Source organism: Halorubrum sp. CGM4_25_10-8A (assembly GCF_005435025.1).
Lineage (GTDB): Archaea > Halobacteriota > Halobacteria > Halobacteriales > Haloferacaceae > Halorubrum > Halorubrum ezzemoulense.
Genome location: NZ_SGTX01000001.1, coordinates 443782 through 458721 on the forward strand (window position 1 = coordinate 443782; position 14940 = coordinate 458721).

General features: G+C 68.1%; 17 protein-coding genes. 3 read left to right on the plus strand and 14 right to left on the minus strand.

Annotated elements, in window-relative coordinates; all coding sequences use genetic code 11:
• Nucleotides 1–60 precede the first annotated feature (60 nt).
• Genes EXE52_RS02255 through EXE52_RS02265 form a run of 3 tightly spaced genes read left to right on the plus strand, consistent with a single transcriptional unit; the run spans nt 61 to nt 2498 of the window.
• A complete protein-coding gene (locus tag EXE52_RS02255; RefSeq protein ID WP_089307898.1) occupies nt 61–1932 on the plus strand; it encodes a PAS domain-containing sensor histidine kinase in 1872 nt (623 codons plus the stop codon).
• Between the two features lie 54 nt (nt 1933–1986).
• Complete coding sequence (gene srp19 / locus EXE52_RS02260; protein ID WP_004596410.1) at nt 1987–2265, plus strand: signal recognition particle subunit SRP19; 279 nt, start codon at nt 1987–1989, stop codon at nt 2263–2265.
• A gap of 2 nt (nt 2266–2267) precedes the next feature.
• On the plus strand, nt 2268–2498 hold the full coding sequence (locus EXE52_RS02265) for an H/ACA ribonucleoprotein complex subunit GAR1 (protein ID WP_089307899.1): 231 nt from the start codon (nt 2268–2270) through the stop codon (nt 2496–2498).
• Here the strand turns inward: EXE52_RS02265 and EXE52_RS02270 are convergent, their stop codons facing one another.
• From EXE52_RS02270 to EXE52_RS02335, 14 genes are all read right to left on the minus strand, one after another.
• Nucleotides 2499–2819, minus strand: coding sequence for a hypothetical protein (locus EXE52_RS02270; RefSeq protein WP_089307900.1), 321 nt, complete (start codon nt 2817–2819; stop codon nt 2499–2501). It abuts the gene before it with no gap.
• Nucleotides 2820–2978: 159 nt separating this feature from the next.
• The gene (locus tag EXE52_RS02275) at nt 2979–4481 is read right to left on the minus strand and encodes an NADH-quinone oxidoreductase subunit N (protein ID WP_049931213.1); all 1503 of its coding nucleotides are present in this window, start codon (nt 4479–4481) and stop codon (nt 2979–2981) included.
• Complete coding sequence (locus tag EXE52_RS02280) at nt 4474–5988, minus strand: NuoM family protein (RefSeq protein WP_049931345.1); 1515 nt, start codon at nt 5986–5988, stop codon at nt 4474–4476. The genes EXE52_RS02275 and EXE52_RS02280 overlap by 8 nt, the downstream gene beginning before the upstream one ends.
• A gap of 14 nt (nt 5989–6002) precedes the next feature.
• Entirely contained in the window at nt 6003–8051 is a 2049-nt protein-coding gene (gene nuoL / locus EXE52_RS02285; RefSeq protein ID WP_049931216.1) for an NADH-quinone oxidoreductase subunit L, read from the minus strand.
• A 1-nt stretch (nt 8052) separates the two neighbouring features.
• Nucleotides 8053–8373 (minus strand): NADH-quinone oxidoreductase subunit NuoK, encoded by a 321-nt coding sequence (nuoK, locus tag EXE52_RS02290; protein WP_049931218.1) that lies wholly within the window; start codon nt 8371–8373, stop codon nt 8053–8055.
• A complete protein-coding gene (locus tag EXE52_RS02295) occupies nt 8370–8729 on the minus strand; it encodes a hypothetical protein (RefSeq protein ID WP_049931220.1) in 360 nt (119 codons plus the stop codon). Before EXE52_RS02295 ends, nuoK begins: the two co-directional genes overlap by 4 nt.
• Nucleotides 8726–8992 carry an NADH-quinone oxidoreductase subunit J gene (locus tag EXE52_RS02300; protein ID WP_049931222.1) on the minus strand — a complete coding sequence of 89 codons (267 nt, stop codon included), beginning with the start codon at nt 8990–8992 and terminating at the stop codon, nt 8726–8728. The genes EXE52_RS02295 and EXE52_RS02300 overlap by 4 nt, the downstream gene beginning before the upstream one ends.
• A 49-nt stretch (nt 8993–9041) precedes the next feature.
• Nucleotides 9042–9503: an NADH-quinone oxidoreductase subunit I gene (locus EXE52_RS02305; RefSeq protein WP_049931224.1), complete on the minus strand. Its 462-nt coding sequence runs from the start codon at nt 9501–9503 to the stop codon at nt 9042–9044.
• A gap of 1 nt (nt 9504) precedes the next feature.
• Nucleotides 9505–10578, minus strand: a complete 1074-nt coding sequence (locus tag EXE52_RS02310) for an NADH-quinone oxidoreductase subunit H (protein ID WP_049931226.1) — start codon at nt 10576–10578, stop codon at nt 9505–9507.
• Nucleotides 10578–12242 (minus strand): NADH-quinone oxidoreductase subunit D, encoded by a 1665-nt coding sequence (locus EXE52_RS02315; protein ID WP_049931227.1) that lies wholly within the window; start codon nt 12240–12242, stop codon nt 10578–10580. The genes EXE52_RS02310 and EXE52_RS02315 overlap by 1 nt, the downstream gene beginning before the upstream one ends.
• Nucleotides 12239–12937, minus strand: a complete 699-nt coding sequence (locus EXE52_RS02320) for an NADH-quinone oxidoreductase subunit B (protein WP_006113007.1) — start codon at nt 12935–12937, stop codon at nt 12239–12241. The genes EXE52_RS02315 and EXE52_RS02320 overlap by 4 nt, the downstream gene beginning before the upstream one ends.
• Nucleotides 12937–13353: an NADH-quinone oxidoreductase subunit A gene (locus EXE52_RS02325; RefSeq protein ID WP_004596397.1), complete on the minus strand. Its 417-nt coding sequence runs from the start codon at nt 13351–13353 to the stop codon at nt 12937–12939. Before EXE52_RS02325 ends, EXE52_RS02320 begins: the two co-directional genes overlap by 1 nt.
• Nucleotides 13354–13746: 393 nt before the next feature.
• The gene (gene purE, locus EXE52_RS02330) at nt 13747–14355 is read right to left on the minus strand and encodes a 5-(carboxyamino)imidazole ribonucleotide mutase (protein ID WP_049931229.1); all 609 of its coding nucleotides are present in this window, start codon (nt 14353–14355) and stop codon (nt 13747–13749) included.
• 77 nt (nt 14356–14432) lie between these two features.
• Nucleotides 14433–14936 carry an NUDIX hydrolase gene (locus EXE52_RS02335; RefSeq protein WP_089307901.1) on the minus strand — a complete coding sequence of 168 codons (504 nt, stop codon included), beginning with the start codon at nt 14934–14936 and terminating at the stop codon, nt 14433–14435.
• Between the last annotated feature and the right edge of the window lie 4 nt (nt 14937–14940).

Sequence of the window (14940 nt, forward strand, 5' to 3'; positions counted from 1 at the left end):
CCCGACTGCGGAGATCGGTACGAAGTTTTATGATCTCGGCGTGTACTAATTCGTACAATTGTGACTCCTGCGTTGGGTGAGCGCGCGTCCGTTCTCGTGCTCGCAGACGACCCCCGACTCACCGACGAGGTCGAGTCGGGGGCCGACCCAGAGAACCGCGGCGACGACGGACCGGTCGCGGTCGAGACCCACGCGACAGCTCCCGCCGACGTCGACGAGGAGCGCCTCGCGGACGTCGACGTGGCGGCCGTCACCGACGAGGCGGGGCTCGACCGGGTCCGCTCGGCCGAGGCCGTCGAGTACGTGATCGCGTACGTCGACGATCCGACGGGCCGGACCGCGACGGACCCGCTCGTCGACGCGGTCGCCGGAACGCCCGAGGCGCTCTCGGAGACGGTCTCGTGGCTGCTCGCCCGGGATCAACGGTCGACCGTCCGGGCGAAGCCGACCCGGACCCCGTCGCGAATCGAACAGCTCAACGCCGGGATGGCGGAGCTCGCCGCCGTCAGGTCGGTCGACGAGGCGTACCGGGCGGCCATCGCCGTCACCGAGCAGGTGTTTCCGGAGTATCACGCCGTCGTCGCCGTTCGGGACGGCGAGTGGGTCGAGCCCGTGGTCGCCTCCAGCGGGACGCCCGTCGAGGACTGTAACCGGGTCCGCGTCGGCGCCGGCGTGGCCGGCAGGACCGTCCAGACGGGCGACGCGTCGATCGCCCCGAACCCGAACCCAGAGGGCCAGTTCGGTACGCTGCTCACCGTTCCCGTGGGCGACGATGTCGTCTTCCAGCTCGCTGCCGACGGAGTCGATGACGGCGACGCGTTCGACGACGCCGACCGCCGGCTGGCGGAGCTGCTCGCCTCCCACCTCGAAGAGACGCTCGACCGGATCGGGGTCACGGAGGCGCTCCGGACCGAACGCGACAGGCTGCTCGCGCTGTTCACGAACGTACCGGACCCCGCCGTCGCCTACGACTACGTCGACGGCGAGCCGATCGCCCGACAGGTGAACGACGCGTTCGAGGCGACGTTCGGCTACGAGGCCGAGACCGTGCTCGGCGAGTCCATCGACGAGTACATAGTCCCCCCCGACGCCGAGTCGGAGGCCGACGACCTCAACGAGCGCTTACAGTGCGGCGAGAACGTCCGCCGGGAGGTGACCCGGACCACCGCGGAGGGGCCGCGTCACTTCATCCTCCACGTCATTCCGATCCACCTCGACGCCGCCAACGCGGCCGGATACGCCATCTACACCGACGTCACCGACCGACGGGAGCGCGAGGAGACTCTCCGGCGGCAGAACGAGCGACTCGACGAGTTCGCGTCCATCGTCTCGCACGACCTCCGGAATCCGCTGTCGGTCGCGGAGGGGTACGTCGACCTCGCCCGCGAGACGGACGACACGGCGCCCCTAGAGAAGGCCGCGGACGCGCTCGGGCGGATGGACGAACTCGTCGCGGACCTCCTGTCGCTGGCCCGGGAGGGACGCTCGGTGGGAGAGACCGAGTCCGTCTCGGTGGTGGACGTCGCGCGCGAGGCGTGGGAGTGCGTCGACATGGCGAACGCGACCCTCGACGTCGAGACGGACGCGACGCTGGACGCGAACCGGACGCGGCTCTGCGAGCTGCTTGAGAACGTCTACCGGAACAGCGCGGACCACGGCCGCGACTCCCCCGACGAGCCGCTCTCGGTCCGCGTCGGAGCGCTGACGCGTCGCGACGACGGGACCGCGGCCGACGGCTTCTACGTCGAAGACGACGGGAGCGGGCTCCCGGACGACGCCGACAATGTGTTCGAGAGCGGGTTCACGACCGACGAGTCGGGGACGGGACTGGGACTCGCCATCAGCGAGCGCATCGCCGAGGCCCACGGCTGGAGCGCGCACGCGCTCGCCGCCGAGGACGGCGGGGCGCGCTTCGAGTTCCGGGTCCCCTGAACGCGCCCGGCGGCGGTCCGAAACGACCTTACGCCGCGCGCGAAGGTATCCGGTATGGTCGAGAACGTCGTCTACCCCGCATACTTCGACGCCGAGCTGTCGCGGTCCGAGGGGCGCCGCGTCCCGACGGATCTGGCGGTCGAAGCGCCGACCGTCGACGAGATAGCGAAAGCCGTCCAGCAGGTGGGCTACGACGCGGTCGTCGAGCGCGACGCGACGTATTCCCGGGAGTTCGAGCCACGGGGCTCCGTCGTCGTCAAAGGCACCGAAGACACCGCGAAAAACGACCTCGTTCAGGCGATCGCCGCGTACCTCGGCGTGCTCCGGGAGTAACCGTGCGGCGCGTCGGCACCGTCGTCCGCACGGCCGGCGGACTCGCGATCGCCCGCGGCGACGCCGGCAACGATCCGCCCCGGATCGGCGCGAGCATCGTCGACGAGTCGCTCTCGACGGTCGGCCGCGTCGTCGACGTGTTCGGTCCTATCGACCGCCCCTACGTGGCGATCACGCCCGGCGACGGCGTCGGACTCGCCGACCTCCTCGGCGAAAAGTTGTACGCGCGGTAGCTACGCGTCGCCCGGCTCGGGTGTCGTTCGTCCCTCCGCCGCCTCCTCGTCGACCGTCACGTCGAAGTCCGCGAGCGTCTTGTCCGTGCGAGCGAGGCGCTCGGCGACGAGCAGCTTCTCCCGCCGCTCCAGTCGGTCCCAGTCGAACTCCGCCGGCGGCGACGCCTCCAGCGACTCGAACCGCTCGATCACCGCCTCGTTCGCGAACCGCTCGAACGAGCCGCAGTCCGGACAGGTCCGGGACAAGTGCGACGTGTCGAAGGTGCGCGTGACGGTGGCGTCGAGGCAGTTCAGACACCGATAGGTGTGGCTCCGGGACACGAACACAGTAACGGGGCGAACGAATGAGTATCTGTGGTCGGCGGTGCGGGGTTCGGCGACCGAAACCGCCCTCCGGGGCGCGGTGAGTGGTGACGCGGAGAACAGCGGAAACAGAAATCGACCGGCGGAACGGACCGCTCAGCGCTGCGGAGCCGCCGGTCAGAACAGCGCGGAGGCCGCCGCTTCGGCCGTCTCGATGACGGGCCCGAAGCCGGGCAGGAGCAGCACCGTCGCGACCGCCGCGAAGATGACCGCGGCGTACAGCGCCGTCGGCCGCACGTCGATCGCGTCGAGCGCGCTCGGCGACGCGGGGTCGTCCAGGAACAGCGCCTTCACGACCCGGCTGTAGTAGTACAGCGACACGACGCTGTTTATCGCGCCGAGCCCGGCGAGCCACAGGAAGCCGTTGTCGATGGCCGCCTGAAACAGGAAGTACTTCGAGAAGAACCCGGCGAACGGCGGGAGCCCCGCCAGCGAGAACATGAACACGGCCATCGCGACGGAGGCGACCGGCGCGCGCCGCCAGAGCCCCGCGTAGTCCGCGAAGGTGCGGCCGACGCCCCACCGCTCCGCCATCGCGACGAAGAGGAACGCGCCGGTGTTCATGAACCCGTAGACGAGCAGGTGCGCCATCGCGGCGCCCATGACGGTGCCGTTGGCGGGCCCGTCGACCGTGAGCGCGGCGACGCCGATGAGCGCGTATCCGGCGTGCCCGATCGAGGAGTAGGCCAACATCCGCTTGACCTCCTCCTGGACCGCGGCCGCGAAGTTACCGAGCGTCATCGTGACGGCCGCGAGGATCGCGAACGCGAGCATCCAGTCGACGTTCGCCGACGCCGCCATCTCCAGCGGGAACGCCTCGGTGAACACGCGGAACGCGACGACGAACCCGGCGGCCTTCGAGGCCGACGAGAGGAACGCGCTCACCGGCGCGGGCGCGCCCTCGTACGCCTCCGGCGCCCAGAAGTGGAACGGGACGGAGGCCGTCTTGAAGGCGACGCCGCCGATCATCATCACGACGCCGACGCCGAGCACGCCGGCCAGCCCGTCGATCGAGGCCGACGCGATGTCGGCGAGGATCAGCGAGCCCGTCGCGGCGTACACGAGCGAGATGCCGAACAGGAAGATAGCCGACGAGAGCGCGCCGACGAGGAAGTACTTCAGCCCCGCCTCGACGCTCCCGCGGTTCTGCTTGAGGTACGCGACGAGCACGTACGAGGGCAGCGACACCATCTCTAAGGCGACGAACACGACCGCGAGCGAGTTCGCGACCGCCAGAAGCGCCATGCCGGTCGCGGCGAACGTCACGAGCGAGTAGAACGCCGCTGGGTTGTCGTGGTCGTGGAAGTAGTCGTGGGCCGCGACGAGCACCAGCGCGGTCACCGACGCGAAGATGGCGGTGAAGAACAGCGACAGCGTGTCCACCTTCACCGCGTCCGCGAACAGCAACACCGCGCCGCCGTCCGGGCTCACACCGCCGCTGGCGGTGAGCCAGACGCTCGCCGCGAGCGCGGCGAGGGACCCGATCGCGCCGACGACCGCCATCGACGTGTTCGACCGCGCGTCCGGCCGGACCGTGTCGACCAAGAGCAGCGCGAGACCGGTGACGGCAAGCAGGAGCGCCGGCAGCAGCGCCGTCACGCCGGGCAGGCCGTTAACCATTGATCGTCACCCCCTCTACCACGGGTAGGGCAGCGTCGCGGATCATCTCGAAGAAGATGTCGGGCGCAACGCCGAGCACGATGATCGCTACCAGCAGCACCGCGAGCGGGGCGACGTCGTGGAACGGCGCGGGCCCCACGTCGTAGTCGGTCTCCAGTTCGAACGGACCGAACAGCGTACTCTGCATCGCCGACAGCAGGTAGCCGGCGACGATGACGATACCGAACATCGCGAGCGCCGTGAACACCGGCGCGTACGGGAGCGACGGGGCGGACAGCGAGCCGACGAAGATGAAGAACTCGCCCGCGAAGCCGGCCATCAGCGGGAGCCCCATGTAGCCGAACGCGCCGGCGACGAGGATCCCGACGGTGACCGGCATCCGGTCGGCCATGCCGCCCATGTCGCCGATCATCCGCGTGTGGGTCGTGTTGTAGATGACGCCGACCGCCATGAACATCAGTCCCGAGATGAGGCCGTGCGCGACCATCTGGAACGTCGCGCCGCCGACCCCGTACTCGGTGAACACGATGAGCCCGAGGATGACGTACCCCATCGACGAGACCGACGAGTACGCGACGATGCGCTTGAGGTCCTTCTGTGCGAGCGCCAGCATCGCGCCGTAGATGACGCTGATGACGGCGATCGCCGCGATCGGAACCGCGAGCATCGACGCCTGGTCGGGCAGCATCGTGAAGTTGAACCGGAGCAGCGCGTACGTCCCCATCTTCAGGAGGACGCCCGCCAGCAGCACCGACGCGGGGGTCGGCGCCTGAACGTGCGCGTCCGGCAGCCACGTGTGGAACGGCACGATCGGGACCTTCACCGCGAACCCGAGGAACATCGCGAGGAACGCGAACAGGGCGAGGCGGTCCGGCGCGATGCCGAACCACGTGCCCAAGTCACCCGCGGCGATCGCCTGCGCGATCTCGGGTAAGGCGAACGACGACACCGAGTCGCCGAGCGCGAACACGAGGCTCATGAAGCCGATGAACATCAGTAGCGACGCCGCGTTCGTGTACACGAAGAACTTGATCGCGGCGTACTTGCGGCGCGGACCGCCCCAGATCCCGATGAGGAAGTACATCGGGACCAGCACGGCCTCCCAGAAGACGAACCACAGGAAGAAGTCGAGCGCGGCGAACACGCCCAGCAGGTTCGCCTCCATGAACAGCATGAGCCCGTAGAACTGGCTCTGCCGCGAGTCCACGGGCGTCCACGCGCTGACGATCGCCAGCGGGACGAGGAACGTCGTGAGCACGAACAGCGGGAGGCTGATCCCGTCGAGGCCGACGAACCACGAGACGCTGCGGCCGCCGACTTCGAGCCACTCGATCTGCGTCGCGTACGCTATCTCTCCGCCCAGCAGGGCGTTGCCGCCGGCCTCGAAGCCGGACCACAGGTAGAGGCTGCCGACGAACGGGATCAGGCTGATCGCGAACGACAAGCGGCCGGCCCACTCGTCGGGCGCGAGGAACACGGTCAGCGCGCCGACGAAGGCGGCCGCCATGAGCGCTTCGAGTATCACAGGAACCACCCCCCGGTCGCGCCGAGCACGAGCAACAGCGCGACGAGTCCGAAGGTGAGCAGGGCGGCGTACTGCGAGACGATCCCCGACTGGAGCTGACGGATCCGACCGCCGCCGGTGAGGCTCACCGAGGAGACGCCGTTCACGACGCCGTCGATGATTCCCTGATCGAAGACGTTCGCGCCGCCCGCGACGTCTTCCGTGCGATACGCGAGCCAGACCTGCAGTTCGTCGAGGTAGTAGTTGTTGTACAGCACGTCTTTGATGCCGCCGAGCTTGGCGGTGTGTTCCGCGGGCGACGGCACGTTGTAGAGCCGCCAGGCGAGTCCGAGTCCGAGCAGCGCTAAGCCGAGCGAGACGGCCGCGCCGACGAGGACGGTCCCGGTCTCACCGCCGACGAGGTAGCCGCTGCTGTAGGGACCCAAGTCGGCGTAGTGGTGCGAGGAGAGGCCCTCGATGCCGCCCCAGTGGTTGTCGAGCCACAGGTGAAGCAGGTCGATCCCTTCGATGCCGAGGACCTTCTGGACCGGCACCATGTTGATGAACCCGGTGACGACCGCGAGCGAGCCGAGGACCGTCAGCGGCCCCTTCACGTTCCAGCGGACCGGGACGGGGTCGCGCGCGGTGTCGCTGCGGGGCTCGCCGTGGAAGGTCAGGAACACCATCCGGAAGGTGTAGAACGCGGTGACCGGCACCGCGAGCAGCCCCATCAGGTAGCCGCCGAGCAGCAGCGGGTCGTTGAGGCCGTGGACGAGCGCCTCGTAGAGGATTTCGTCTTTCGACCAGAAGCCAGCGAACGGGAAGATGCCCGCGAGCGCCAGCGACCCGGCGAGGAAGGTGTAGTAGGTGACGGGCAGCTTCGACTTCAGCCCGCCCATGTCCCACATGTCCTCGTTGTGGTGCATCGCGATGATGACCGACCCGGCGCCGAGGAACAGCAGCGCCTTGAAGAACGCGTGGGTGGTCAGATGGAAGACCGCGGCCACGTACCCGCCCGCGCCGAGCGCGAGCATCATGTACCCGTACTGGGAGATGGTGGAGTACGCGAGTACCTGCTTCAGCTCGTTTTTCACGAGCCCCATCGTCGCAGCGAACAGCGCCGTGAAGCCGCCGATGAAGGCGATGACCGCCATCGTCGTCGGCGTCAGCACGTAGAACCCGTACATCCGCGCGACGAGGTAGACGCCGGCCGCGACCATCGTCGCGGCGTGGATCAGCGCCGAGACGGGCGTCGGGCCCTCCATCGCGTCGGGGAGCCACGTGTGAAGCGGGAACTGCGCGGACTTCCCGACCACGCCGCCCAAGACGAGCAGGCCGACGACGGTCAGCCACGTCCCGAGTTCGACGCCGCCGGGCGTCCACGCGACCGAGCCGGAGCCGTTGAGCGCCGCGTCGGCGAGCGCCGGGAACGACTCCGGACCGGCGAACTGCGCCGTGCCGAAGGTGGCGAACACCGCGACGACGCCGACGAGGAAGAAGTAGTCGCCGAAGCGGGTGACGAGGAACGCCTTCTTCGCCGCCGACGGCGGGCCCGGCTCCCGGAAGTTGAAGCCGATGAGCAGGTACGAGCAGAGCCCGACCAGCTCGAAGAACATGAACGCCATCAGGAGGTTGTCGGCGACGACGAACCCGAGCATCGAGGCCGTGAACAGACCGAGGCCGGCGTAGTAGCGCGGCAGGCCGGTCTCGCCCTCGTCGTTCATGTAGCCGAGCGAGAACACGTGGACGAGAAGCGCCACGAGCGTCACGATGACGAGCATGAGCGCCGACAGCGGGTCGATCAGGACGCCGAAGGAGAGCTCGATGTCCGTCGGGCCGATGCCGGCACCGCCCTCGCTCGCCCAGTAGTACAGCGTCTCGTTGTACGCCCGTCCGCCCGCGACGGTCGCCGCGACCCAGATCGACAGCAGGAACGAGCCCGCGGTCGCGGCGATACCGCCGAACGCGCCGCCCTTCGGGAGGTACCTGCCCGCGCCGAGCGCGACCAGGAACGAGAAGAACGGGAGGAGCACGATCGCCGGGACGTATGCGAATGCGTTCACCATCTTACCACCTCATCTCCGCGGGAACAGTCACGTCTGTCGTGCCGAAGTTGCGGTATAACACGAGTATGATGCCGATGCCGATGGCGACCTCGGCGGCGGCGAGCGCGATGACGAACAGCGCGAACACCTGCCCCGTGAGGTCGCCGTAGTAGAGCGCGAACGCGACGAAGTTGATGTTGGCCGCGTTCATCATGAGCTCGACGCTCATGAGGAAGTACAGCGCGTTCCGGCGCGTCAGCACGCCGAACAGACCGACGCAGAAGACGGCCGCCGCCAGCAGCAGGTACCACGACGGCGGAATGGAGGACGCGACGGCGGTCACTGCCGGTCACCTCCGTCGCGTCCGCCGTCCGTGAACGCCTGTCCGACCGCCGAGATAACCGACCCGTCCTCCTCGCGTTTCGCGAGGTAGACGGCGCCGTCGACCGCGACGTCGAGCGCGACCGCGGCGATCAGGAAGGCCGCGAGGAACCCCTCCGCGGGGATGGTCGCGATGTCGTACGCGCCGAGGTTGAACAGGGCGTACCCGAGGTTGTGGACGATCGAAGCGTCAGCCGGGAAGCCCACCTCCTCGAAGCCGAACGTCGCCGCGTTGATCGTCGCGGCCAGCACGGCGAACAGGGCGCCCACGGCGACCGCGGGGGCGATCCGCGACCCGCGGCTCTCGTCGTTGCTCACGCGCTACTCACCTCCGTTTCAGAATCAGATCGCGTGAGCATCACGGCGAACGTGACCAAGATGAGAACCCCGCCCACGTAGACGAGGATCTGCATGGCGGCGATAAACTCCGCCCGCAGCATCACGTAGTGCACCGCGACGCTCGTGAGGGCTCCGCCCAGCAGCAGCGCGGCGTGGAACACGTCGCGCGCCAGGACGACCCCGAGGGCGAACGCCAGCGTAACCGCGGCGAACAGCCCGAACGCGATGGTAGGATAAACCATTGTGTTTGTCTCCTATGAGAACCCCTTTGAAGATTTCGAGACGTGCCCGCTACTGGTAGTCGACCTCGCCGTCACCCTCCCCGATCCACGCGCCGCGATCGGGATTGCGGGACTCCAGCGGGTCGATCCCCTTGTACCACGGGACGTTCTTGAGCTGTTCTTTGTTGAACACGAAGTCGTCTTTCGTGTCGGCGGTGAACTCGAAGTTCTGCGTCAACAGGATCGCGTCGACGGGACAGACCTCCTCGCAGAGCCGGCAGTAGATGCACTGCCCGATGTGGAGGTTGTACTGCTCACCGTTGCGCTGGTCGTCCTGAACGATCTGGATCGTGTCGTTCGGACAGACGTTCTCGCACTGCCGACACCAGATACACCGTTCCTGGCTGAACTTGTGGACCCCGCGGAACCGCGGGCTCACTTCGGGCGCGTCCTCCGGGTATTCCACCGTGAACGTATTCCCGTCCAGCGCGTGCTTCATCGTCGTCGCCATGGATTTCATGAGTCCAATCATGTTACGCGATCACCCCCACGATTACGGCCGTGAGCACCAGGTTCGCGAACGACAGCACCAGCATTCCCTTCCAGCCGATTTCGATCAGCTGGTCGATACGGACGCGGGGCAGCGCCGCGCGGGCCCACTGCGTGAACAGGAAGAAGCCCCAGATCTTCACCACGAACCAGATGAAGCTGATACTCTCCGGACCGGGCCCGGAGGCCCCGCCGAGGAACGTCACGGCGAGGATCGCCCCGCCGAGGAAGATGTGGACGAACTCGCCGAGGTAGAAGAGGACGAAGTACGCCGAGGAGTACTCCGTCTGGTACCCGCCGACGATCTCGGTCGGCGCCTCGGGGATGTCGAACGGATTCCGCCCGATCTCCGCCATGTTCGCCGTGAGGAACAGCACGAACGCGAACGGGTTCACGAGGGCGTACCACGACGGGATCGAGACGCCGGCGATCGTCACGAGCGTCTCCGTCTGCGCGCCGACGACGCCGCTCATCTGGAGCGTGCCGGAGAAGATCACGACCGACATCGCCGTGACGATGAGCGGGATCTCGTACGCGAGGTTCTGCGCGACGGCGCGGAGACCGCCGAGGAGCGAGTACTTGTTGTTCGACGCGTAGCCGGCCATCACCAGCGAGACCGAGGCGATCGACGCGAACGCGAACACCAGCGCGAACCCGACCTCGGGGTCCGCGAGGTGGAGGTTGATCGGACCGAGCTGGCCCATCGGGATCACGGAGAAGCCGAGCAGCGCCGACGACGGCAGGATGATCGGCGCGATGTCCCACGAAGGGCGGTCGACGCCCTCGGGGATGATCAGCTCCTTCGCGAGGAGCTGGATCGCGGCCGCCGGGATGATGAGCAGGCCGAACGGGCCGATCCGGTCGACCGCGATCCGGTCGGTGAACGCCGCCGTGATCTTCCGTTTCGCCCACGGGCCCGCGACGCCCGTGAACGCGAGAATGATGTTCCCGACGACGAAGGCGGCGACCAGCGAGGCCGCGACCTCGCCGATGACGCTGTCGAGCCCGAGCGTGTCGACGATGAACTCGGGGAACAGCTGTGCGGGGGCCGTACCCATCAGCGGTCCACCTCCCCGAGAACGACGTCGAGGCTACCGAGGGCCGCGATCACGTCGGGGATGTACTCCCCGTTCGCCATCTCCGGCAGCGTCTGGAGGTTCGAGAAGCACGGCGACCGGATCTTGAACCGCGCCGGCTTGTCCGTGCCGTCCGCGCGGATGTAGATGCCGAGTTCGCCCTTCGCGCCCTCGACGGCGCGGTAGATCTCCGTGTCGTCGTCCGGGCGCAGCGTGCGCGGCACGTTCGCCTGGATGTTGCGCTCGTCTTCGGGCCAGTCCTCGAGCAGGTCGACGCACTGCTCGATGATCTTCGCGGACTCCTCGACCTCGCGCATCCGGACGAGCAGGCGGCTGAAGTTGTCGCCGCCGTCCTCGGTGACGACGTCCCAATCGAGCTCGTCGTAGTAGCCGTACGGGTCGTCGCGGCGGAGGTCGTAGTCGACCCCCGAGCCGCGGGCGACGGGGCCGGTCGCGCCGTAGTTCTTCGCGACCTCCGGCGGCAGGATGCCCGTGTCGATGGTCCGCATCTGGAACACCTCGTTCGAGGTGATCAGGTTGTGGTACTCCTCGACGGACTCCGGGAGCTGGTCGAGGAAGTCCCGGGTCTTCGAGAAGAACTCCTCGCGCGGTTCCGGCAGGTCCCAGACGACCCCGCCGAGCCGGAAGTAGTTGAACATCAGCCGCTGGCCCGTCAGGTCCTCCAGGAGGTTCTGGACGCGCTCGCGGTCGTTGATGGCGTACATGAACGTCGCCGTGAAGTCGCCGTTGATGTCGAGCGCGAACGTCGCGAGCGCGAGCATGTGCGCGGCGATCCGGCACATCTCCGCGCCCATCGTCCGAATGACCTGCGCGTACTCGGGCACCTCGATGTCCGCGAGGTCCTCGGCCGCGCGGGCGTACGCCCACTCGTTGAGCAGGCCCGCCGAGATGTAGTCCCAGCGGTCGGGGTACGGCATGATCTGGTGGCGGTACGTCCCGGACTGCGCCATCTGCTCCTCGCTGCGGTGGAGGTAGCCGATGTCTGGCTCAACGTCGGCGACCTGCTCGCCGTCGAGCACCGTCTTCAGGTGGAGGACGCCGTGGGTCGCGGGGTGGTGCGGCCCGATGTTGAGGAACATCGTGTCGGACTCGGCGTCCTTGTGGTGGTCCTCCAGCGGGTTCGCGTGCTCCGGCAGCGTGGCGATCTGCGGCCGGTCCTTGTCGTAGTCCATCGACAGGGGGTGGCCCTGCCACGTCTCGGGGAGCAGGATCCGACGGAGGTCGGGGTGGTCGTCGTACTCGATCCCGATCAGGTCGTACGCCTCCCGCTCGTGCCAGTCGGCCGTGCGGAAGACGGGCTCGGCCGACTCGGAGACGGGGTCGTCCTTGTCGGCGGGCACGACGATGCTGACCTCTTGGGTCGGATCGTCGTACTTCTTCAGGTGGTAGATGGACTCGTAGCGGTTCTCGTACTCCTGTGCGGAGACCACGGAGAGGTGGTCGTACCCCGCCTGCTCTTTCAGGGTCCGAAGCGTTTCCTGAACGGTGTCCGGGCGGATGACGAACCCGGGCGCGTTCAGATGGTCGTCGCGGTCGACGACGAGGTCGCCGAGCAGCGCCTCCAGCTCGTCGGGGGTGCGCTCGACGGCGTCGTCGTCGACTCTGTCTGGTCGTTCGAGGCTCATGGCGAATCAGCGAAGTTGTACCGCATGACGAGTTCGTCGTCGTCGATCTGGTCGGCCAGCTTGTCGACGAGCTCGTCGCGTTCGAGGTCCGAGAACTCCTCCAGCTCGTACGGCTTGACGGTGACGGGCGCGGCCTCGCCGTTGGCGACGCGCTCCTGTAGTTTCACGACGCCGTACACGAGCGCCTCGGGGCGGGGCGGGCAGCCGGGGACGTGGATGTCGATCGGGATGACCTCCTCGGCGCCCTTGATCACGTTGTACCCCTCCTGGAACGGGCCGCCGGAGATGGTACACGAGCCCATGCCGACGACGAACTTCGGCTCGGGCATCTGGTCGTAGACGCGCTTCATCCGCGGAGCGAACTTCGAGACGATCGTCCCGGGGACGATCATCACGTCGGCCTGCCGCGGCGAGGCGCGGGGGACGCCCGACCCGAAGCGGTCGAGGTCGTGTTTCACCGCGTAGGTGTGCATCATCTCGATGCTACAGCAGGCGATACCGAACTGCAGCATGAACATCGAGGAGCCCCGACACCAGTTCAGGAACTTGTCGAACTTGGTGAGGATGAACGGCGAGGAGCCGAACGCCTCGCGGAGCCGGGAGTTGAACCGGTCCCCCTGCCCGGTCATCCGGGCGTCTCTCGTCTCGGTTACGACCTGCGATTCGTCGGTGATAAACGGTTGATCGCTGCTCATTAGTTGATGTCCTCCGTCGTTTTTCTGCTGGTCGCGCGGGGGCTGCGGGCCCAGCTGATCGCCCCCGACCGCCACGCCCAGACGAGTCCGACCGCGAGGATTCCGACGAAGGCCAACATCGGCCACAGTAGGTCGGCCATCGGCACGCCGGCCTGGACGGCCGGGCGGTAGATGACAGCCCACGGGAACAGCAACACGGTCTCGATGTCGAACACGACGAACAACAGCGCGACCATGTAGTACTGGATGTTGAACCGGATGCGGGTTCCGCCCGTCGGGGTCTCGCCGGACTCGTAGGTGGTACTTTTACCGGTCTCAGGCACGCTCGGACGGAGCAGCGCCGACACTGTCATCATCGCTATCGGGATGAGCAGGCCGACGACCGCCAAGGCGCCAATCGCTATCCAATCGCTCATATAGGTCTCCGTAACGTGCTGGGGTTTGGACCGCCCCCTCATAAGCGTTGAGTCTTGTGCGTCCCCGCGTGTGCGGGCCGGTACCGGCCGTTCGCGGTCGAAGCGACGCCGAAGCGACCGAGAGTCCTCGATCGCCCCTCGATCGTGAACCCGCGTGCGAGTGGGGAGGGGGACGGCGATTCGGTGGGAGACGAGGCATCCGGTTTTATAAACCGACGCGCGGTCGCGGTGGCGCGTGCCTACGAGCGGGACGGAGGCCCGCGAGGCAGCACGCGCGAGGGAGCGGTGAGCGCTCGGAGAGCGCGAACAGCGAGGCTGGGGAGGCGTGAGGCACGGCACGGTCGCGGTCGAGGGAGACGCGAGTGGGCGGCCACGGAGCGGACGGACGCCCCCTCACCGGTCGCGGAACCCGTCGATACCGAGGTCGTGGAGGTCAGCGGAAACGTCCGCGACGCCCGCTTTCTGCCCGTCGTGGAGGTCGAGCAGTCGCTCTTCGACCTCGTCGTGTTCGCGCGCGAGCACCTGCGCCGCCGACAGCGCCGCGTTGTACGACTTCCCGGCGTCGACGGCGACGATCGGGGCCCCGGTCGGCATGCCGATCACGGAGTCGACCGACTTCTCTTGAACCGGCACGCCGATCACGGGGACCGGATACGCGATCGAGGCGGTCATGTTCGGCAGGTCCGCGGACTTCCCGCCCGCGCCCGCGACGATCACGTCCAGCCCGCGGGCCGTCGCCGTCTCCCCGTACGCGTACATCAGCTCCGGCGTCCGGTGCGCGGAGACGACGTAGCTCTCGTAGGTGAACCGCGCGTCCGGCGCGTCGCCGAAGTCGGTCTGCTCCGCGAAGCCGAGGTCGTCGAGCGCCTCGTAGGCGCCCTCCATGACGGGGAGGTCCGAGTCGGAGCCCATGATGATCCCCACGTCGGGGGTGGTCGACGGGTCGGCGTCCGCCGCAGCCTCCGATTCGAGCCGCTCGATCAGGTCGTCTACCATGGTCATGATCGGACGTTCGGCGGAGGGCTACAAGGAACTCCCGGATGCGGCGACGCCGGTGTGCTCCGTCTCCCGGACGGCGTTCAGAGGTACGGGCGGAGCAGGGCGCCGTCGTGGAGGGCGGCCGGGACAGCCTCGAACCACCGCGCGGCGCGGATCTCGTCGGGAGAGACACCGAGACCGGCGGCGTCGGGAATACGCCCCGCGGCGCGGGCCGCGTAGACGACGTACTCGGCCTCGAACGCGACCGCACCGCCCTCGGCGCCGACGTACGACTGCTCGAAGACGACGACCGGGTCGTCGATCGCCGCGTCGAGTCCCGTCTCCTCGCGGACCTCCCGCGCCGCCGCGGTCGGGGGCGACTCGTCGGGTTCGACCGCGCCGCCCGGAAGGACCCACCCGTCCGACCACGAGGTCTTCACGAGCGCAATCCGACCGTCGGGGTCGCGGACGCGGGCGGCGGCGGTCAAGCCGGTTCCCGCCTCCGCCCACTCCCGAAGGGCCTCGATCCGCTCTTCCGGGAGCCGGATCGACTGCGACTCGCGAGGGGCACCTGGCGCGACGCCGCCGGGAGCGTTGTCAGACATCGGG

Bases quoted from the DNA above. Each gene is read 5' to 3' on its own strand.
- srp19 (WP_004596410.1), top strand. From the start codon at position 1,987: ATGGTCGAGAACGTCGTCTACCCCGCATACTTCGACGCCGAGCTGTCG.
- EXE52_RS02275 (WP_049931213.1), bottom strand. From the start codon at position 4,481: ATGGTTAACGGCCTGCCCGGCGTGACGGCGCTGCTGCCGGCGCTCCTG.
- EXE52_RS02280 (WP_049931345.1), bottom strand. From the start codon at position 5,988: ATGGCGGCCGCCTTCGTCGGCGCGCTGACCGTGTTCCTCGCGCCCGAC.
- nuoL (WP_049931216.1), bottom strand. From the start codon at position 8,051: ATGGTGAACGCATTCGCATACGTCCCGGCGATCGTGCTCCTCCCGTTC.
- EXE52_RS02300 (WP_049931222.1), bottom strand. From the start codon at position 8,992: ATGGTTTATCCTACCATCGCGTTCGGGCTGTTCGCCGCGGTTACGCTG.
- EXE52_RS02305 (WP_049931224.1), bottom strand. From the start codon at position 9,503: ATGATTGGACTCATGAAATCCATGGCGACGACGATGAAGCACGCGCTG.
- EXE52_RS02310 (WP_049931226.1), bottom strand. From the start codon at position 10,578: ATGGGTACGGCCCCCGCACAGCTGTTCCCCGAGTTCATCGTCGACACG.
- EXE52_RS02315 (WP_049931227.1), bottom strand. From the start codon at position 12,242: ATGAGCCTCGAACGACCAGACAGAGTCGACGACGACGCCGTCGAGCGC.
- EXE52_RS02320 (WP_006113007.1), bottom strand. From the start codon at position 12,937: ATGAGCAGCGATCAACCGTTTATCACCGACGAATCGCAGGTCGTAACC.
- EXE52_RS02325 (WP_004596397.1), bottom strand. From the start codon at position 13,353: ATGAGCGATTGGATAGCGATTGGCGCCTTGGCGGTCGTCGGCCTGCTC.
- purE (WP_049931229.1), bottom strand. From the start codon at position 14,355: ATGACCATGGTAGACGACCTGATCGAGCGGCTCGAATCGGAGGCTGCG.
- EXE52_RS02335 (WP_089307901.1), bottom strand. From the start codon at position 14,936: ATGTCTGACAACGCTCCCGGCGGCGTCGCGCCAGGTGCCCCTCGCGAG.